This window comes from Isoptericola nanjingensis, from assembly GCF_050311635.1.
GTDB classification, from domain to species: Bacteria; Actinomycetota; Actinomycetes; order Actinomycetales; family Cellulomonadaceae; genus Isoptericola; species Isoptericola nanjingensis.
The window spans coordinates 227,580-245,384 of the sequence record NZ_JBNOZL010000004.1 but is presented as its reverse complement, the minus strand read 5'-3'; the positions used below and the strand labels follow the sequence as shown (position 1 = coordinate 245,384).

Below are 17,805 nucleotides of genomic sequence, written 5' to 3'. Positions count from 1 at the left end.
GCTTGTTCCGGGCTCCCCCAACCACCAAGCTTCACGTCCTGCTGCCCTGGCGCGGGTCGTGTCACGACGATTCAGGAGAGACCGTGGCTGCCAACTGCGACGTCTGCGGCAAGGGCCCGGGCTTCGGGCACAGCATCTCGCACTCCCACATCCGCACGAAGCGCCGCTGGAACCCGAACATCCAGCGCGTCCGTGCCGTGGTCGCGGGCACCCCCAAGCGTGTGAACGTCTGCACCTCCTGCCTCAAGGCGGGCAAGGTCACGCGCCAGGCCTGAGCCTGCGCACCGGGCACGCCCGGTGCATCGACGCTTCCACGAGACGCCCGTCGGGATCTTCCCGACGGGCGTCTCGTCGTCCCCTCGCACACCCCCCGCGTCCCGGCGCGCTCGTCGCCCGTGGACACCGGCAAAGAATTCGTGAAGGATTCACCAAACGGCCTTGGCCGAAGCGGCGGCGGCGTGGCACTCTGAGCAGATGATCGTGCAGACCGACAGCGACGTGGAGATCCGGCCCGCCGCCGTGACCGACGCCGGGCGGATCGCCCAGGTGCACCTCACCTCGTGGAAGGGCGCCTACGCCAGCGTGCTGCCGGCCGAGTACCTCGACTCCCTCGACGCGGCCGAGCGCGCCGCCCAGTGGCAGCAGATCCTCGACGAGGGCACCCGCACGACCCTCGTCGCCGAGGGCGACGGGCGCCTGCTGGGCTTCGCGAGCTACGGACCGTCGCGCGACGAGGACGCCGAGGACGGCGACCTCGAGCTCTACGCGATCTACCTCGACCCCGAGTCCTGGGGCCGCGGTGTGGCCCGCGACCTCATGCGCACCGTCCTGTCCGACGTCCCCGACGGCACGCCGATGTCGCTGTGGGTGCTCGCGCAGAACGAGCGCGCCCGGCACTTCTACCGCCGCCACGGCTTCCAGGCGGACGGCGTCGAGCGCATGGACGACATCGGCGACACCCCCGTCACCGAGGTGCGCTACCGCCGCGGCTGAGCGTCGTCGCCCGCGGCTCAGCCGCCGAAGTGGTCCCAGCCGCCGCGCGCGGCAGGCTCCGTGCCGTCGACGGTGACGATGGCGGGCCCCGGTCGCACGCTCCCCACCCGCCGGAACCCCGCCGGCAGCGCGACGCCGGGCGGGAACGCGGCGAGCAGGCCATGGTCCTCTCCCCCGGTGAGAGCCCACCCCAGCGCGGCGTCCCGGGCGGCCTCCGGCCCGAGCCCCAGCGCCCGGGCGGCGGGCAGCAGCCGCTCGACGTCGCCCGCCAGCGCGCCCGCCTCGACGTCCACGCCGACACCGCTCGCGCGAGCCAGCCGGCCCGCGTCGCGCAGCGGTCCGTCGGAGACGTCGAGCATCGCGGTGGCCCCGCCCCGGGCCGCCGCCGGGCCGGCGGCGAGCGGCGCCTGCGGGCGCAGGTAGCCGGCCACGCAGGCCCCGACCCCCGCCGCGTCGTCGACGGTCGTCGCGTCCGCCGGGGTCGCCGCGCCGGCGTCGAGCAGCGCGAGGCCCGCCGCCGAGAGCCCACGGTGCCCCGCGTAGGCCAGGACGTCGCCCGGCCGCGCGCCGGCGCGCGTCACGGGGGCACGGCCCTCCAGGTCGCCGTGCGCGGTGACCGCCACGACCACGGTCTCGCCTCCCGACAGGTCCCCGCCCACGACGCCCGCGCCGACCGGCGCGGACACGTCAGCGAGGCCGCGGGCCAGCCCGGTCACCCAGTCGACCGGCAGGTCCCCCGGGACCACGAGCGACACGACCACGGAGGTCGGGCGCGCGCCCATCGCCGCGACGTCCGCGAGGTTGGCCGTCGCGGCCCGCGCCCCGACGTCGTACCCGCCCGACCAGCGCCGGCGGAAGTGCCGGTCCTCGACGAGCACGTCCGTCGTGACGACGAACCGCGCGTCCGGGGCCGCCACCACCGCCGCGTCGTCCCCCGGGCCGAGCAGGGTCGCCGACGCCAGGGGCAGCAGCGGGAAGATCCGCGCGAGCAGGTCCTCCTCGGACAGGTCGCGCACGAGGGGGCGGGTGGCGTCGGTCACGGGGACGACTGTAGGCGGTCGTCGGGCACGTCCCGCCCGGTAGCGTGGTCGCCGTGCCCCGTGTGCTCCGTCGTGCTCGTGCCCTGATGCCGTCCCGTGCCGCCCGCGCCGCCGCGCTGGGCGTCCTCGTCCTCCCGCTGGCGGCCTGCGCCACCACGATCGGCGCGACGCCCGCCGAGGACGCCGCGAACCCGGACTGCGCGCCCGTCATGCTCGCGCTGCCCGACGTGCTCGCGGGCGACCTCGACAAGGCGAAGACCAACGCCCAGGCCACCGCCGCCTGGGGCGAGCCCGGGGCCGCCGTGACCCTGCGCTGCGGCGTCACCCCGCCCGGGCCGTCGCCCGACTGCCAGCGGGTCGAGTCGCCCGCGGGCGCCGTCGACTGGATCGTCGAGGCCGGGAAGGACGGCACGTGGCGGTTCACCACCTACGGCCGCGAGCCCGCCGTCGAGGTCGTCGTGCCGCCGTCGGTCACCGAGAGCCACTCGACGTCGTTCATCGGCGACCTCGCCCAGGCCGTGAGCAACGTGCCGCCGACCGCGCAGTGCACCTGATGCGACTGCCGAGGCGCGCGTCGGCCGCCCGTGGCACGGTGTCCGGATGGACCAACGCCTGAGCCTCGTGACCCTCGTCGTCGCCGACCTCGCCGCCACCCGGCGGTTCTACGTGGACGGCCTGGGCTGGGAACCGCTCCTCGAGGCCCCCGGCGAGGTGCTGATGATCCAGGTCGGCCAGCACGTCGTGCTGTCGATGTGGGACGAGGAGCACGCCACCGAGGAGATCGGGCCGGTCGTGCGCGGCGGCACCGCGCCGCTGACCCTCGCGCACAACGTCGGGGCCCCTGCCGGCGTGGACGCCGTCCTCGAGCAGGCGCGCCGGGCCGGGGCTCCGACCGTCCGCGACGGCGTACGGCGCGAGTGGGGCGGCTACTCCGGCTACTTCACCGACCCCGACGGGTTCCTGTGGGAGGTCGCGCACGCGCCGGGCCCGCTCGGCGAGCTGGTGGTGCCCTGACCCTCCGGGCGTGGCGCGGTCAGCGCAGGCCGGTCGGCCGCTCCAGGGCGAGCTGGATGAGCTCGTCGACGAGCTCGGGATAGCTCACGCCCGAGGCCTCCCACATGCGCGGGTACATCGAGAACGGCGTGAACCCCGGCATGGTGTTGATCTCGTTGACGATCACGCGCTCGTCGGGGGTGACGAAGACGTCGACCCGGGACAGCCCCTCGGCCTCCACGGCCTCGAAGGTGCGCACCGCGACCTCGCGGATCTCGTCGATGACGGGCTGCGGCAGCGCGGCCGGGCAGCGCAGGTCGACGTGCGCCTCGTCGAGGTACTTCGCCTCGAAGTCGTAGAACGCGTGGCTGTCGTGGTCGACGACGATCTCGCCCGGCAGCGACGCGCGCGCCCGGGCGCCGTCGTGCCCGCCGAGCACCGCGCACTCGATCTCGCGACCCTCGATCCCTGCCTCGACGACCACCTTGGGGTCGTGCTCGCGCGCGGCCTCGACGGCGGCGGGCAGGTCGGCCAGGTCGTCCACGCGCGTGATGCCGAGCGACGACCCCGCGCGGGCGGGCTTGACGAACAGCGGCAGCCCCAGCGGCTCGACGGCGGCGACGCACGCGGCGCGGTCCCGCTCCCAGTCCCTCGGCCGGATCACGACGTACGGGCCGACCGTGAGGCCCTGGCCGGCGAGCACGAGCTTCATGAAGTGCTTGTCCATGCCGACCGCCGAGGCCAGCACGCCCGCGCCGACGTAGTGCACGTCCGACAGCTCCAGCAGGCCCTGCACCGTGCCGTCCTCGCCGAACGGGCCGTGCAGCAGCGGGAAGACGACGTCGACCTCGCCGAGCAGCGCGGGCACCTGACCCGGCTCCAGCACGCGCAGGATGCGCTCTCCCTGGGTGAGCGACAGCACGACCTCGGCGCCGGAGTCGGCCGTCACCTCCGGGAGGCGGCCGTCGGTGATCTGCCAGCGCTCCGGGTCGTCGGCGGCGATCACCCAGCGGCCCGCGCGCGTGATGCCCACGGGCACGACGTCGTAGCGGTCGCGGTCGATCGCGCGCAGCACGCCGGCCGCGGTGGACGCGGAGATGGCGTGCTCGCCCGAGCGCCCGCCGAACAGCACGGCGACGCGGGTCTTGCGCGGGGTGCCGTCACCCGCGGTCGGGACGGCAGGGACGGGGCTCGTCGTGGGAGCGGCGGTGGCGTCGGACATCGCCGCCCAACCTACCGGACCCGGGCCCGCCGTCCCGACCGCCTCAGCGGGCGCGGAGCTCCTTGCGCAGGATCTTCCCCGCGGCGGACTTCGGGACCGCGTCGACGAACTCCACGACCCGCACCTTCTTGTACGGCGCGACCTGTGCCGCAACGAAGTCCTGCACGTCCGCGGCAGTCAACGCGCTGCCCTCGGCCCGCACGACGAAGGCCTTCGGCACCTCCCCCGACTCCGGGTCGGGCACGCCGATCACGGCCGCGTCCGCGATCTCGGGGTGCGTGAGCAGCAGCGCCTCCAGCTCCGCCGGCGCCACCTGGTAGCCCTTGTGCTTGATGAGCTCCTTGAGCCGGTCGACGACGGTGAACGCGCCGTCGGAGTCGACCGTCACGATGTCGCCGGTGTGCAGGAAGCCGTCCGGCTCGAGGGTGTCGCGGGTGGCCTGCTCGTCCGCGAGGTACCCGACCATGACGTTCGGACCGGCGCACAGCAGCTCACCGGGCGCGCTCACGCCCTCGGCCGGCTGCGCGATCGCCTCCCCCGTGGCCGGGTCGACGACCCGGGCGAGCATGTTCGGCACCAGCAGGCCGACGGTGCCCGGGGAGATGTCGGTCCGGTCGACGGGCACGACGTGCGAGACCGGCGACATCTCCGACATCCCGTACCCCTGCAGCACCCGGGCGCCCGGCAGGCGTCGGGCCACGGCCTCGGCCAGGTGCTCGTCGAACGGCGCCGCCCCCGACATGAGCATCCGCACGCTCGACAGGTCACGACCGGCGGCCGCGGGGTGCTTGGCGAGCGCCAGCGCGATGGGCGGCGCGACGAACAGCACGGTGGCCCGGTGCTGCTCGACGACGCGCAGGTACTCGGCGAGGTCGAACCGCGGCTGCGTGACGAGCGTCGACCGCTGGTAGATCGCGCCGTTCATCAGCACCGTCATGCCGTAGATGTGGAAGAACGGGAGCACCGCGGGGATGACGTCGTCGCGCGTGAGGGGCAGGTACGCCTCCGTCTGCACCACGTTCGCCACGAGGTTGCGGTGGGTGAGCATCACGCCCTTCGGCAGCCCGGTCGTGCCGGACGAGTACGGCAGGACGGCGAGGTGCGTGCGGGGGTCGAACGCGACGTCGGGCGCGGCGTGGCCGCCCGCGAGGAGCTCGCCGAGCGACGGGTGGCCGTCCGCGCCGTCGAGCACGACCACGTCGGCGGTCGCCATCCCGACGGCGTCGGCACCCGCCTCGGCCGCCGGCAGCAGCGCGGAGACCGTCACGAGCGCCTTCGCCCCCGACGACCCCAGCTGCTTGGCGACCTCGCGCCCGGACGCGAGCGCGTTGATCGTCGTCACGGTGATCCCGGCCCGCAGCAGGCCGTGGAACACGGCGACGAACGCGGGCACGTTGGGGCTGTGCAGGGCCACCACGTCCCCGACGCCCAGGCCGCGGGCGGCGAACGCCCCGGCGACGGCGTCCACGCGGTCGCGCAGCTCGCCGTACGTGGTCGTGGCACCGCTCGGACCGTCGACCAGGGCGACACGACCCCGGTCAGCGTCGTCCAACGAGGCGAAGAGGAACTCGTGGAGGGTGACGTCGGGGATCTCGACGTCGGCGTGCGGGCTGCGGATGACGGAGCGGTCGGTGCTGGTCTCGGACATGGCGGTCCCTTCGTGCGGCACGGTCCTCGTCGACCGTGTGCACGGGAGCGTAGCGCCGGGAACCGATGGCACGGGAGCGACGTTGGGGCGATCGTGGACATCACGAACGACGCGAACGCCATCGCGGCGCCCGCGGCCGAGGACCAGGCCGCGCCCGCCGACGATCCCAGTCATAGTCCGGGCTCCTCGCAGCCCCCGACTCCGCTCGACCCTGAGGCGGTGCACCACCGGTGACCGCCGTCCTCTCCCTCCTCCTCGGCATCCTGGTGATCCTCGTGATCACGGCGGCGACGGCCTACTTCGTCGCCCAGGAGTTCGCCTACATGACCGTGGACCGCTCCCGGCTCGCCGCCCGCGCGGAGGCCGGTGACGCGACCGCGAAGCGGGCCCTCGCCGTCACGCGCCGCACGTCCTTCGTGCTCTCGGGCGCCCAGCTCGGCATCACCGTGACCGGCCTGCTGGTCGGCTACGTGGCCGAGCCCCTGGTGGGCGACGCGCTGGGCACCCTGCTCGGCGGCGTCGGCGTCCCGACCGGGGTCGGCGTGGCCGTCGGCACCGTCGCGGCCCTCGTCGTCTCGACGCTGGTGCAGATGCTCTTCGGCGAGCTGTTCCCGAAGAACCTCGCCATCGCCCGCCCCGAGCCCACGGCCCTGCGCCTGGCCGGCTCGACGACGGCGTACCTCACGGTGCTCGGCTGGCTCATCGCCGTCTTCGACAAGGCGTCGAACGCCCTGCTGCGGCTGCTGCGCATCGAGCCCGTGCACGACGTCGAGCACTCCGCCACCGCCCGCGACCTCGAGCACATCGTCGCGGACTCCCGCGAGAGCGGCGACCTGCCCGACGACCTGTCGGTGCTGCTGGACCGCATCCTCGACTTCCCGCAGCACGACGTCGAGCACGCCATGATCCCGCGCTCGCGCGTCGGCACCGTCGACCCCGCCCTCACGGTGGGCGAGCTGCGCACGCTCATGGCCGGCGGCCACTCCCGCTACCCCGTGGTGGACGCCGAGGACCGTGCGCTCGGCGTCGTCCAGCTCACCGACCTGCTGCGGACCGGCCTCGGCGACGCCGCGCCCGTCACCGAGCTCATGCGACCGGTCACGGTGCTGCCCACCCTCATGGCGCTGCCGGACGCCCTCACCGAGCTGACGCGCACCCGCAACCAGCTCGCCGTCGTCGTCGACGAGTACGGCGGCTTCGCGGGCGTGCTCACCCTCGAGGATCTCGCGGAGGAGCTGGTCGGCGAGATCACCGACGAGCACGACCCGGCCCTGCCGGTCACCGTCTCGCCCGAGGACGACGGCGCCTGGGTGATGGGCGGCGACGTCCACCTGGACGAGGCGGAGCGCGCCATCGGGCACGACCTGCCGCGCGGCGACCACGAGACGGTCGCCGGGCTGCTCATCGCGCAGACCGGCGCGCTGCCCCGCGCGGGCGACGCGGTGACGGTCGAGCTGCCGCCGGACCCGGCGGACCTCGTGCACGACGAGCCCCGCCGTCGCTGGCTGGAGGTCGACGTGATCTCGGTCGAGCGCCACGTGCCCCACCTGGTGCGCGTGCGCCTGTTCGAGGGCACCGCGAAGGGCACGGTCGAGCCCGTCCCGGACGCCACGCCCGCCCCCGCGAAGGAGGACGACCGATGAGCAACCCCTGGGTCGTCGTCGCGGCGACCGTCGTCATCATCGCGCTGAGCGCGTTCTTCGTGGCGGTGGAGTTCGCCCTGCTGGGGGCGCGCCGCCACCGGCTGGAGGACGCCGCTCCGCGCAGCCGGTCCGCGCGGGCCGCGCTGCGCAGCTCGTCCGAGCTCACGCTGCTGCTCGCCGGGTCCCAGCTCGGCATCACGGCGTGCACCCTGGCGCTCGGCGCCGTGACCAAGCCCGCCGTGCACCACTGGCTCACGCCGCTCTTCGCCGGGTGGGGGGCGCCGTACTGGGTGGCCGACGTCGCGGGCTTCGTGCTCGCGCTGATCATCGTCACCTTCCTGCACCTCGTGGTGGGCGAGATGGCGCCCAAGTCGTGGGCCATCGCGCACCCCGAGGCGTCCGCCACGCTGCTCGCCCTGCCGATGCGGGCGTTCATGTGGCTCACCCGGCCGGTGCTGCGCTGGCTCAACGCGCTGGCCAACCGGTGCCTGCGGGCCGTCGGCGTGGAGCCGGTGGACCACATCGAGGCGGGTCACGACCCGACCACGCTGCGTCACCTCGTGGAGCACTCGGCGAACGTCGGCGCCCTCGACGCCGCGTACTCCTCGCAGATAGCGGGCGCTCTGGAGCTGGAGACCCTCACGGTCGACACGCTCGTGGCCGCGGGCGCGCGGCCCACCGCGGTGCCGGCGGACGCGACGGCGGCCGACGTGCGGGCGGTGTCCGTGACCTCCGGCCACCTGCGCATCCTGCTGCGCGACGGCGGTGTCGACGGCGAGGTGACCGGCGTCGTGCACGTGCGCGACACCCTGCTGCTCGACGACGCCGCCCCCGTGGCACCCGTGGCGCGCGCGCCGTTCGTGCTCGACGCGGCGACCACCGTGCACGCGGCGATCTCGCTGCTGCGCGAGGCGGGAGAGCAGCTCGCGCTGGTGCGGCGCGACGGGCGCATGCTGGGCGTCGTCACGCTGGCGGACGTGCTGTACCGCCTGCTGCCGCAGGCGCAGGAGGCGACGGCGGACGTCTGACCCGTCGTCAGGCCCGCCGCCGTCGAAGCCCGGGCGGCCGGGCCAGGGCGCGGCGTACGGTGAGGTCATGCCTGTGACCTCGCCGGACGCCGCGCCGTCGTCCTTCCCCTCGCCGCTCTCCGCCCCTCGCCAGATCCTCACCGACGAGCTGCTGGAGACGATCCGCGGCCGCGCGGCGGCGTACGACCGCGAGAACGCATTCTTCGCCGACGACCTCGCCGACCTGAAGGCCGCCGGGTACCTGCAGGCGATGGTGCCCCAGCACCTGGGCGGCGCCGGGCTGACCCTGCGGGAGGCCGCGCGCGAGCAGGCGCGGCTCGCCGGCGCCGCCCCCGCCACGGCCCTCGCGGTGAACATGCACCACGTGTGGGTCGGCGTGGCCCGGTTCCTGCACGAGCGCGGCGACCACTCGCTGGACTGGCTGCTCGAGGAGACGGCGCACGGCGAGGTCTTCGGCTTCGGCTACTCCGAGGCGGGCAACGACCTGGTGCTGCTCGGCTCGCGCACCGAGGCGCGCCCGGACGGCGAGGGCGGGTACTCCTTCCACGGCACGAAGATCTTCACGTCCAACTCCCCCGGCTGGACCCGCCTGGGCGTCATGGGGCTGGACGACGCGACCGACCCCGACGACCCGCGCGTCGTGCACGCGTTCGTCACCCGCGACGGCGGCGGCTTCGAGATCAAGGACGACTGGGACACGCTCGGCATGCGGGCGTCGCAGTCCTGCACCACGGTGCTCGACGGCGCGCTCGCGCCCGCCGACCGCGTGCTGCGCCGCATCGCGCCCGGCCCCAGCCTCGACCCGTACGTGCTGGGCATCTTCACCAGCTTCGAGATCCTGCTCGCGAGCGTGTACCTGGGCATCGCGGACCGCGCGCTGACGCTCGCCGTCGAGACGGTCGGGAAGCGGCGCTCGATGAAGACCGGCAAGGCCTACTCGCAGGACCCGGACATCCGCTGGCGCATCGGCACGGCCGCCCTCGCGCTCGACGGCCTGTGGCCGCAGCTCGACCTGGTGGCCGGGGAGGTCGACGCCCAGGTCGACAAGGGTGCCGGCTTCTTCCGCTCGACGGCGGGGCTCAAGGTCCGCGTGACGGAGACGGCCCGGCAGGTCGTGGATGAGGCGATCCGCTGCTCCGGCGGCTCCACGTACTTCAACCGCTCCGAGCTGGGGCGGCTCTACCGCGACGTGCTGGCCGGCATCTTCCACCCCAGCGACGACGAGTCCGCGCACTCCACCGTCGCGCAGGCGGTGCTCGGCCCCCTCGAGGACTGAGCGAGGACCGACCCGCCTCCCGAGCTGTCAGAGCCACGTGGAGGTTGGCGTCACCGTGGCCCTGACAGCTCCGGGTTCAGGACGAGGCGCCGTCCAGCCGGGCGAGCTCGTCGGGGGTGAGCTCCAGCGTCATCGAGCGCAGCAGGGCGCCGAGCTGGCCCGTGTGCCGGGCGCTGGCGATGGGAGCGACGACGGTCGGCTGCGCGCGCAGCCAGGCCAGCGCGACGGACGCGACGGGCACGTCGTGGGCGGCCGCGACGTCGTCGAGCGCGGCCAGCACGCGCCGCCCGCGGTCGTCGAGGTAGCGCGCCGCGCCCTGCGCACGCGGGCTGTCGGGCGCCTCGCCGTCACGGTAGGTCCCGGCGAGGAAGCCGGAGGCGAGCGCGTAGTACGGCAGCACCCCGAGCCCGTGCCGCTCGGCGGGCCGCCGCAGCCCGTCCTCGAACCCGCGCTCCACGAGGTTGTAGTGCGGCTGCAGGGCCACGGGACGGTGCAGCCCGCCGGCGTCGACGGCGGCGAACCACTCGTCGATCCGCTCCGGCGTGTAGTTCGAGACGCCGATCTCGCGCACGAGGCCGTCGTCGACGAGGGCCGAGAACGCCGCGGCGGTCTCCGAAAGAGGGGTGTCGGCGTCGTCGAAGTGCGCGTAGTACAGGTCGATGCGGTCGGTGCCGAGGCGCTTCAGCGACGCCTCCGCGGCGGCGCGCACGTTCGACGCCGAGAGCCCGCGGAACTGCGGGTGCGCGGCGACCTTGGTCGCGACCAGCAGGTCGTCGCGGCGACCCGTGCGCGCCAGCCAGCGCCCGATCGTCTCCTCGCTCTCGCCCCCGGAGTTGCCCGGCACCCACGCGGAGTAGCCGTCGGCGGTGTCGACCATGCGGCCGCCGGCGTCGGCGAACGCGTCGAGGACGGCGAAGGACGCCGCGTCGTCCGCCGTCCAGCCGAACACGTTGCCGCCGAGCACCAGGGGCGCCGCGTCGAGGTCGAGGGAGCCGAGCGCGGGGCCGGCCGGGGCAGAGTTCGTCGCCTGGGTCACAGCACGCACAAGCACGGTGGCGCCCGCGGCATTCCCGGACCGCTACGATCCCGCGTCATGACGCTGCGCAGGGGCACGGTCGCCCGGTACGCCGTCGGGTCCGTCGGCACCGGCGGGTTCGCGACGCTCCCCGGCCTGGTGCTGGTCTTCTACCTCACCGACACGCTCGGCGTCGCCGCGGGGCTCGCGGGCCTCCTGGTCACCGCCGCGAAGGTGTGGGACGTCGTCATCGACCCGCTCATCGGCGCCGCCAGCGACCGCGAGCGCGCCCGCACCGGGCGTCGTCGCCGCCTCATGGTGGTGGGCGGCCTCGCCCTGCCGGTGTTCTTCACCCTGACGTTCGCCGTCCCCGCCTCCCTCGCCCCGGCGGGCGCCGCGACCTGGGTGCTCCTCGCGTTCCTCGCGGCGGCGACGGCGTTCAGCCTGTTCCAGGTGCCGTACATCGCCCTGCCTGCCGAGCTGGCCGGCACCTACGACGCCCGGACCCGCCTGCTCACCGCGCGGGTGGTGGTGCTCACCGCCGCGATCCTGCTGTTCGGCGGCGGCGGGCCCGCGCTGCGCGGGCTCGGGGGCGACGACGAGAGGCTCGGGTACCTGCTCATGGCGGTGGCCGCGTCGCTGGTACTCGGGGCGGCGCTGCTGCTCGCGTCGACGGCCGAGCGCTCGGCGGGGCCGCCCGCCCCGCCCCGGCCGGTACGAGCGCGGGCGCGGCTCGCCGCGCACTACCGCGAGGGACTCGGGCTGCTGCGCTCGAGCCGTCCGTTCCGCACGCTGCTCGGCACCTTCGTGCTGCAGGCGCTCGCCACCGGCGCCATGCTCGCGGGCGCCCAGTACGTCGCCACCTGGGTGCTGCACGACACCGCCGCCGTGACGTTCCTGTTCGTCGCGCTGGTGGGGCCGGCGCTCGTCGTGACGCCGGCGTGGGGCGTGCTCGCCCGGCGCGTCGGGAAGGAGCGTGCGTTCCGGCTGGCGTCGGTGCTGTTCGCCGTGGCGGCGCTCGCGCTGCTGCCCCTCGCCTGGTCGCCCGGCGCCTGGGTGTACGGGCCCGTGGCCCTGGCCGGCGCGGCGTACGCGGGCATGCAGTCGCTGCCGATGGCGATGCTCCCCGACGTCATCGCGCACGACGCCCGCACGACGCGCACCGACCGCGCCGGCGCGTTCGGCGGCGTCTGGACCGCGGGCGAGACCACCGGCATGGCGCTCGGTACCACCCTGCTGACCGTGGTGCTCGCCGTGACCGGCTACGTGGAGTCCACGGGCGGGCAGACCGTCGTCCAGCCCGCCGCCGCCGTGCTCGGCGTCGTCGCGTCGTTCAGCCTCCTGCCCGCGCTGCTCGTGGCCGCGAGCCTCCTGCCCCTCGGCCGGTACCCGCTGCGCCGCCGCGACGTCGACGCGCCCGACGCCGCCCCCGACGTCGCCCCCTACTCCTCCGCGGACCCCGGCCCCACCCGGGCCGACACTCCCGCTCCCCGACCCCAGGAGGCCCCGTGAACCGCCCTGCCCTGCCCGACGGCGCGCTCGACCTGGCCCAGGACCCTGCCGCCGTGCTCGCCGCGCTGGCCACCCTGCGCCACCGCGACGCCCCCACCCACGGCGGCCGGGTGCTCAGCTACGTATACGACCCCGGCGTCCCCGAGCTGGACGCGCTCGCCGGCGACGCCGCGCGCGCGATGCAGCCCGTCAACGGGCTCGACCCGACGACGTTCGGCTCGGTGGCCGCCCTGGAGCGCGACGTCGTGGCCTTCGCCCGCGACCTGCTCGGCGGCGATGCCGACACCGTCGGCACCGTGACCAGCGGCGGCACGGAGAGCTGCCTGCTCGCGGTGCAGTCCGCGCGGGACATGTGGCTCACCGCCCGTGGGCTGCGGCCGGGCGAGGCGCGACCCCGGCTGGTCGCGCCCGTCACGGTGCACGCCGCGTTCCAGAAGGCCGCGCACCTGTACGGGCTGGAGCTCGACCTCGTGCCCGTCGCCGCCGACGGCCCGGCGGCGGGAGCCGTGGACGCCGCGGCCCTCGGCGCGCGCCTGGCCGCCGGCCCGGAGGGAGCCGCCGACGTCGCCCTCGTCGTCGTCTCAGCGCCGTCGTACCCGCACGCCGCCGCCGACCCGGTGGCCGACGTCGCGGCCCTCGCCTCCGCGGCGGGCGTGCCCGTGCACGTGGACGCGTGCATCGGCGGGTTCGCCCTGCCGTTCTGGCCCGGCCTGCCCGCCTGGGACCTGCGCGTGCCGGGCGTCACCAGCGTGAGCGCCGACCTGCACAAGTACGCCTTCGCCCCCAAGGGCGCGTCCGTGCTGCTGCACCGGGACCGCGACCGGCAGCGCGCGCAGTACTTCGCCACCACCCGCTGGCCCGGGTACCCCGTGGTGAACCCGACGCTGCTCGGCTCCCGCTCCGGCGGCCCGCTCGCCGCCGCGTGGGCGATCCTGCAGGCCCTCGGCGCGGACGGGCTCGCGACGCTCGCCGGCCGCGCCCGGCGTGCCACCCTCGCGCTGCGCGACGCCGTCGACGGACCGGCCGGGATCGACGGGCTGCGCGTCGTCGGTTCCCCCGTCGGGCCGCTGCTCGCCGTCGCCGCCGACGACGCCGTGCCGGCGGAGCGCCGCGTGGACCCGCACCTGTGGGCGGACGCCGTCTCCACCCGGGGCTGGACCCTCCAGGCCCAGCCCGGGCTGGGGCAGGGCGACGGCACCCGACTGCCGCACACCACGCACCTCACCGTCACCCCGGTCACCGACGGGGTGCTCGGCGAGCTCGTGCCCGTGCTGCGCGCGGCGGCCGACGACGTCCGCGGCCTGCCACGGCCCGACGCCGGCGCGCTGCTCGGCTCCCTCCCGCCCCTCGCCCCCGCCGCACCTCTCGACTCCGCGACGGCGGCGGCCCTGCTCGACGCGGTCGGCCTGGGGACGGTCGGCGACGACCCGGACGCCGCTCCCGGCGTCGGTCCGATGGCACCGCTGCTGGCACTCGTGGAGGCGCTGCCCGCGCCGCTCGTCGAACGCCTGCTGGTCGAGCTGCTGGCCCGCCTCGTCGAGCCGCGCGCCGCCGTCTGACCCGAGGTGTCAGAGCCACGTCGGCATGGATCCCGCCGCGGCTCTGACGGTTCGTGCTGCCCAGGACGTGTCAGAGCCAGGTCGATGGGACGGCGCGTCGCCGGTCGGGTGCGCCGTCGTACCCTGCGGCCATGACGCACGACCCGCACGGACCGCATGTGCCGCTCTCCCCCGCCACCCTCGCCGTGACGGCGGGCCGCCCGCCCCGGGTCCAGGGCGGTCCCGTGAACCCGCCGGTCGTGCTCAGCTCGACCTACGTCAACCAGGGCGTGACCGGCCCCGGCGAGCTGCTGTACACGCGGATGGACACCGAGACGTGGCACCCGTTCGAGGAGGCGCTGGCGGCGCTGGAGGGCGCCCGGCACGGCGTGGTCTTCGGCTCGGGCATGGCGGCCGTGATCGCGGCCGTCGGCGACGTGCCCCACGGCGGCGCGGTCGTGGTGCCGCGGCACGCGTACCAGGTGTCGCTGGGCTACCTCGACGACCTCGCCGCCCGGCACGGGGTCGACGTGCGCCGGGTCGACATCTCCGACACCGCGCAGGTGGTCGCGGCGCTCGACGGCGCCGACGTGCTGCTCGCCGAGTCGCCCACCAACCCCATGCTGGAGGTCGCGGACCTGCCCGCGATCCTCACGGCGGCGCGCGAGCGCGGCGTGCGCAGCGTCGTCGACAACACGTTCGCGACGCCGCTCGGCCAGCGCCCGCTCGACCTCGGCGCGGACGTCGTCGTGCACTCGGTGACCAAGTACCTGGCCGGGCACTCCGACGTCGTGCTGGGCGCCGCCGTCGCCCGCGACGACGAGATCGTCGCCGGGCTGCGGGCGTACCGCACGCTGCACGGCGCCATCCCCGGCCCGATGGAGGTGTGGCTGGCACTGCGCGGCCTGCGCACGCTGCACCTGCGGGTGGAGCGGGCGAACGCGTCGGCGGCCGAGCTCGCCCGCCGCCTCGCCGGGCACCCGGGCGTGGCCGAGGTGCGGCACCCGTCGCTGCCCGGCGACCCCGGGCACGAGCGTGCCGCCGGCCTCATGAACGGCTTCGGCGCGATCCTCGGCGTCCGTCCGCACGGCGGTCCCGCCGCCGCCGACGCCGTCGTCGCCGCCGTGCGCCTCTGGGTGCCCGCCACGTCCCTCGGCGGCGTCGAGTCCACGCTCGAGCGTCGCCGGCGGTTCGCCACCGAGTCGCGCACCGTGCCCGAAGACCTGCTGCGCCTGTCCGTGGGCGTCGAGGACGTCGAGGACCTCTGGGCGGACCTCGACCAGGCGCTGCGCTCGGGGGCCGGCCCCGCCACCTGACGCGTCAGCCCACCGTCCGCAGCTCCCCGTCGAGCAGGCGGCCGTGCAGGTCCGCCAGGTCGGCGGCGTGCAGGTCGAACGCGTCGTCGTCCCGCGGGGCGTCGCCCTGGGGCCGCGGCACGTAGGCGGTGCGCATCCCCGCGGCGGCGGCCGCGCGCAGGTCCCAGGCGTGGGCGGCGACCATGACGGGCGGGCCGGCGCTCGCCTCGCCCGTCGCACCGCCCGTCGCCGCCGCGACCGCCGCGACGTAGAGCGCAGGATCCGGTTTGTAGGTGCCGACGTCCTCCGCCGACAGCACCTGGTGCCATGCCAGGCCGGCGTCCCCGCGCAGCGCGGCGAGCGTGCGACGGTCCGCGTTGGACAGGCCGAGCACGGTGAAGTCCCGCGCCAGCGCCGCCACGCCCGCCACGGAGTCCGGCCAGGGGCGCAGCCGCTCGGCGGCGGTCGCGAGGCGGTCGACGGCGGACGCCGGCAGCGCGCCCTCGGCCGCCAGCCCTGCGAGGACCTCGCGGTCCAGGACGCCGCTCGGCGCGAAGCCACGACGCCCCGCGACCACGTCCCGCTCCCGGTCGGCGACCCGGCCGAGCCACGTCGTGACGACGCGGCGCGCGGTCCCCGCGTCCAGCCCCGCGCCCTGCACCGCGGACTCGAGGCTCCCCGCCTGGTCGACCAGCGTGCCGAGGACGTCGAACACCAGGACGGGCCGGGGCGCGGGAGTCATGGCGCCACCGTACGGCGGGCGACGATCAGCCGTCGACGCCCTCGGACTTCTGCGGGCGCGCGAGCAGTCCGCGGGCCATCTCCTCCACCGGGAGGCCCTCGTACAGCACCGCGACGACCCCGGCGGTGATCGGCATGTCGACCCCGTGCTTGGCGGCGAGGTCGAGCACGGAGCGGCAGGACTTGGCGCCCTCCGCCGTCGTACCGGTGGCGACCACCGCCTCCTCCAGCGACATCCCCTCGCCGATGTGGCGGCCGAGGGTGTTGTTCCGCGACAGCGGAGACGTGCAGGTCGCCACGAGGTCGCCCATCCCCGCGAGCCCGGAGAAGGTCGCGGCGTCGGCACCGAGCTCGAGGCCGAGGCGCGTGATCTCGACCAGGCCGCGCGTGATGACGGTCGCGGCGGTGTTCGACCCGAAGCCGCGGCCCTGCGCCATGCCGACGGCCAGCGCGATGACGTTCTTCACCGCCCCGCACAGCTCCACGCCGACCACGTCGTCGTTGGTGTAGGGGCGGAAGTAGGAGTTCGAGCAGGCGTCGGCGACGAACCTCGCCGCCGACTCGTCCTGGCAGGCCACCACGGTCGCCGTGGGCTGGCGGCGGGCGATCTCGGCCGCGAGGTTCGGGCCCGAGACGACGGCCACGCGCGACAGCGGCACGTCGAGCGCCTCGACGATGACCTGGCTCATGCGCTCGTCCGTGCCGAGCTCGACCCCCTTCATCAGGGAGACGATGACGGCATCGGGCTCGACGAGGTCCCGCAGGCCGGCGAGCGTGGCGCGCGACACCTGCGACGGCACGGCGACGACGACGATCTGCGCGCCGGCCAGCGCCGCGGCGGCGTCGGTGGTGCCCGTCATCGCGGGCAGCTCGATGCCGGGCAGGTACTTGCTGTTGGTGCGCCGGGTCGTGACCTCGGCCGCGACGGCCGGGTCCCGACCCCACAGGCGGACGTCGCAGCCCGCGTCGGCGAGGACCATCGCGAAGGTCGTCCCCCAGGACCCGGAGCCCAGGACGGCGACACGGGTCGGCGCCGACGGGTTCCCGGACGTGGGTGCGGTGGTCGGGTTCGTCATGGGCGCTCCACGGGCGGGTAGACGGTCTGCTTGCGTTCGTACTCGGGGTGCTTGCGAAGGTCGAAGCGGGCGGACGGGGCCGCCTCACCCCGGATCCCGGCGAGCTGCACGGTGATCGCGTCCATGACGCGGTTGGTGGCCTCGCGCAGGGTCTGCGTGTCGATCGGCCGGTCGTACAGGTCCGACAGGTCGACGGGCGGGCCGGCGACGATCGTCACGGGCTTGCGCGGGAAGGGCCGCAGCAGGCGGCCGTACCGCGGCAGGATCTTGTGGGCGCCCCACTGGGCGACGGGCACGACCGGCAGCCGGCTGACGAGCGCCAGCCGCGCCAGGCCGGTCTTGCCCTCCATCGGCCACAGGTCGGGGTCCCGCGTGAGCGTGCCCTCCGGCAGGATCGCCACGCAGGCGCCGCTGCCGAGCTGGTTGCCCGCGTCCTCGAGCGACCGGGCGGCCGCGGACGTGCCGCGGTCCACCGGGATCATCCGAGTCGCGCGCAGCACCGACCCGACCACCGGCGCGGTGAACAGGCCGCGCTTCGCCAGGATCCGCGGCTCGAACCCCTTGTCGAAGAGGTAGTGCGCCAGGGTCAGGGCGTCGTACTCGGTGACGTGGTTGGCGGCGGCGATGAACCCGCCCTCACGGGGCAGGTTCTCCTCGCCGCCGTCCCAGTCGTAGCGGACCATCGAGAACAGCAGCGGCCGCACGATGCGCGCGACGAGGCGGTAACCACGGGAGTCAGGTCGGGCGATCGGCACGGGGCCAGAGCCTACCTCCCGGCCCCGGCG

At 75.5% G+C, this 17,805-nt stretch carries 18 protein-coding genes; 11 read left to right on the top strand and 7 right to left on the bottom strand.

Annotated features, from left to right (window positions below):
- Positions 1–83 precede the first annotated feature (83 nt).
- Entirely contained in the window at positions 84–275 is a 192-nt protein-coding gene (gene rpmB / locus ACQP6G_RS09265; RefSeq protein ID WP_069984843.1) for a 50S ribosomal protein L28, read from the top strand.
- Positions 276–474: 199 nt separating this feature from the next.
- Positions 475–993 (top strand): GNAT family N-acetyltransferase, encoded by a 519-nt coding sequence (locus tag ACQP6G_RS09260; RefSeq protein ID WP_429763999.1) that lies wholly within the window; start codon positions 475–477, stop codon positions 991–993.
- Positions 994–1,010: 17 nt separating this feature from the next.
- Here ACQP6G_RS09260 and ACQP6G_RS09255 read toward each other — a convergent pair whose 3' ends face one another.
- The gene (locus ACQP6G_RS09255) at positions 1,011–2,033 is read right to left on the bottom strand and encodes a thiamine-phosphate kinase (protein ID WP_429763998.1); all 1,023 of its coding nucleotides are present in this window, start codon (positions 2,031–2,033) and stop codon (positions 1,011–1,013) included.
- A 53-nt stretch (positions 2,034–2,086) separates the two neighbouring features.
- Here ACQP6G_RS09255 and ACQP6G_RS09250 point away from each other — a divergent pair, with 53 nt between their 5' ends.
- Both ACQP6G_RS09250 and ACQP6G_RS09245 read left to right on the top strand, forming a co-directional pair.
- A complete protein-coding gene (locus tag ACQP6G_RS09250; protein ID WP_429763997.1) occupies positions 2,087–2,587 on the top strand; it encodes a DUF3515 family protein in 501 nt (166 codons plus the stop codon).
- Between the two features lie 46 nt (positions 2,588–2,633).
- A complete protein-coding gene (locus ACQP6G_RS09245) occupies positions 2,634–3,047 on the top strand; it encodes a VOC family protein (protein WP_429763996.1) in 414 nt (137 codons plus the stop codon).
- Between the two features lie 19 nt (positions 3,048–3,066).
- Here the strand turns inward: ACQP6G_RS09245 and ACQP6G_RS09240 are convergent, their stop codons facing one another.
- A complete protein-coding gene (locus tag ACQP6G_RS09240; RefSeq protein WP_429763995.1) occupies positions 3,067–4,248 on the bottom strand; it encodes a D-alanine--D-alanine ligase family protein in 1,182 nt (393 codons plus the stop codon).
- 43 nt (positions 4,249–4,291) lie between these two features.
- Positions 4,292–5,896: an AMP-binding protein gene (locus tag ACQP6G_RS09235; RefSeq protein ID WP_429763994.1), complete on the bottom strand. Its 1,605-nt coding sequence runs from the start codon at positions 5,894–5,896 to the stop codon at positions 4,292–4,294.
- A 93-nt stretch (positions 5,897–5,989) separates the two neighbouring features.
- Here ACQP6G_RS09235 and ACQP6G_RS09230 point away from each other — a divergent pair, with 93 nt between their 5' ends.
- From ACQP6G_RS09230 to ACQP6G_RS09215, 4 genes are all read left to right on the top strand, one after another.
- On the top strand, positions 5,990–6,130 hold the full coding sequence (locus ACQP6G_RS09230) for a hypothetical protein (protein ID WP_429763993.1): 141 nt from the start codon (positions 5,990–5,992) through the stop codon (positions 6,128–6,130).
- A complete protein-coding gene (locus ACQP6G_RS09225) occupies positions 6,127–7,539 on the top strand; it encodes a hemolysin family protein (protein WP_429763992.1) in 1,413 nt (470 codons plus the stop codon). Before ACQP6G_RS09230 ends, ACQP6G_RS09225 begins: the two co-directional genes overlap by 4 nt.
- Complete coding sequence (locus ACQP6G_RS09220) at positions 7,536–8,567, top strand: CNNM domain-containing protein (RefSeq protein WP_429763991.1); 1,032 nt, start codon at positions 7,536–7,538, stop codon at positions 8,565–8,567. The genes ACQP6G_RS09225 and ACQP6G_RS09220 overlap by 4 nt, the downstream gene beginning before the upstream one ends.
- Positions 8,568–8,634: 67 nt before the next feature.
- Positions 8,635–9,843: an acyl-CoA dehydrogenase family protein gene (locus tag ACQP6G_RS09215; RefSeq protein WP_429763990.1), complete on the top strand. Its 1,209-nt coding sequence runs from the start codon at positions 8,635–8,637 to the stop codon at positions 9,841–9,843.
- Positions 9,844–9,919: 76 nt separating this feature from the next.
- On the opposite strand, the gene ACQP6G_RS09210 is transcribed toward ACQP6G_RS09215, so the two are convergent.
- Complete coding sequence (locus tag ACQP6G_RS09210) at positions 9,920–10,879, bottom strand: aldo/keto reductase (RefSeq protein ID WP_429763989.1); 960 nt, start codon at positions 10,877–10,879, stop codon at positions 9,920–9,922.
- Between the two features lie 57 nt (positions 10,880–10,936).
- On the opposite strand from ACQP6G_RS09210, the gene ACQP6G_RS09205 reads away from it, so the two are divergent.
- The 3 genes from ACQP6G_RS09205 to ACQP6G_RS09195 all read left to right on the top strand — a co-directional run bounded on the left by ACQP6G_RS09205 (position 10,937) and on the right by ACQP6G_RS09195 (position 15,224).
- The gene (locus ACQP6G_RS09205; protein ID WP_429763988.1) at positions 10,937–12,370 is read left to right on the top strand and encodes an MFS transporter; all 1,434 of its coding nucleotides are present in this window, start codon (positions 10,937–10,939) and stop codon (positions 12,368–12,370) included.
- Positions 12,367–13,929 (top strand): pyridoxal phosphate-dependent decarboxylase family protein, encoded by a 1,563-nt coding sequence (locus ACQP6G_RS09200; RefSeq protein WP_429763987.1) that lies wholly within the window; start codon positions 12,367–12,369, stop codon positions 13,927–13,929. Before ACQP6G_RS09205 ends, ACQP6G_RS09200 begins: the two co-directional genes overlap by 4 nt.
- A gap of 131 nt (positions 13,930–14,060) precedes the next feature.
- The gene (locus ACQP6G_RS09195) at positions 14,061–15,224 is read left to right on the top strand and encodes a trans-sulfuration enzyme family protein (protein WP_429763986.1); all 1,164 of its coding nucleotides are present in this window, start codon (positions 14,061–14,063) and stop codon (positions 15,222–15,224) included.
- Between the two features lie 4 nt (positions 15,225–15,228).
- Here the strand turns inward: ACQP6G_RS09195 and ACQP6G_RS09190 are convergent, their stop codons facing one another.
- Genes ACQP6G_RS09190 through ACQP6G_RS09180 form a run of 3 tightly spaced genes read right to left on the bottom strand, consistent with a single transcriptional unit; the run spans position 15,229 to position 17,775 of the window.
- Complete coding sequence (locus ACQP6G_RS09190; protein WP_429763985.1) at positions 15,229–15,945, bottom strand: HAD-IA family hydrolase; 717 nt, start codon at positions 15,943–15,945, stop codon at positions 15,229–15,231.
- 25 nt (positions 15,946–15,970) lie between these two features.
- Positions 15,971–17,020, bottom strand: coding sequence for an NAD(P)H-dependent glycerol-3-phosphate dehydrogenase (locus ACQP6G_RS09185; RefSeq protein WP_429763984.1), 1,050 nt, complete (start codon positions 17,018–17,020; stop codon positions 15,971–15,973).
- The gene (locus ACQP6G_RS09180; RefSeq protein WP_429763983.1) at positions 17,017–17,775 is read right to left on the bottom strand and encodes a lysophospholipid acyltransferase family protein; all 759 of its coding nucleotides are present in this window, start codon (positions 17,773–17,775) and stop codon (positions 17,017–17,019) included. The genes ACQP6G_RS09185 and ACQP6G_RS09180 overlap by 4 nt, the downstream gene beginning before the upstream one ends.
- Positions 17,776–17,805 lie beyond the last annotated feature (30 nt).

Bases quoted from the DNA above. Each gene is read 5' to 3' on its own strand.
- ACQP6G_RS09260 (WP_429763999.1), top strand. From the start codon at position 475: ATGATCGTGCAGACCGACAGCGACGTGGAGATCCGGCCCGCCGCCGTG.
- ACQP6G_RS09245 (WP_429763996.1), top strand. From the start codon at position 2,634: ATGGACCAACGCCTGAGCCTCGTGACCCTCGTCGTCGCCGACCTCGCC.
- ACQP6G_RS09240 (WP_429763995.1), bottom strand. From the start codon at position 4,248: ATGTCCGACGCCACCGCCGCTCCCACGACGAGCCCCGTCCCTGCCGTC.
- ACQP6G_RS09235 (WP_429763994.1), bottom strand. From the start codon at position 5,896: ATGTCCGAGACCAGCACCGACCGCTCCGTCATCCGCAGCCCGCACGCC.
- ACQP6G_RS09220 (WP_429763991.1), top strand. From the start codon at position 7,536: ATGAGCAACCCCTGGGTCGTCGTCGCGGCGACCGTCGTCATCATCGCG.
- ACQP6G_RS09215 (WP_429763990.1), top strand. From the start codon at position 8,635: ATGCCTGTGACCTCGCCGGACGCCGCGCCGTCGTCCTTCCCCTCGCCG.
- ACQP6G_RS09205 (WP_429763988.1), top strand. From the start codon at position 10,937: ATGACGCTGCGCAGGGGCACGGTCGCCCGGTACGCCGTCGGGTCCGTC.
- ACQP6G_RS09195 (WP_429763986.1), top strand. From the start codon at position 14,061: ATGACGCACGACCCGCACGGACCGCATGTGCCGCTCTCCCCCGCCACC.
- ACQP6G_RS09190 (WP_429763985.1), bottom strand. From the start codon at position 15,945: ATGACTCCCGCGCCCCGGCCCGTCCTGGTGTTCGACGTCCTCGGCACG.
- ACQP6G_RS09185 (WP_429763984.1), bottom strand. From the start codon at position 17,020: ATGACGAACCCGACCACCGCACCCACGTCCGGGAACCCGTCGGCGCCG.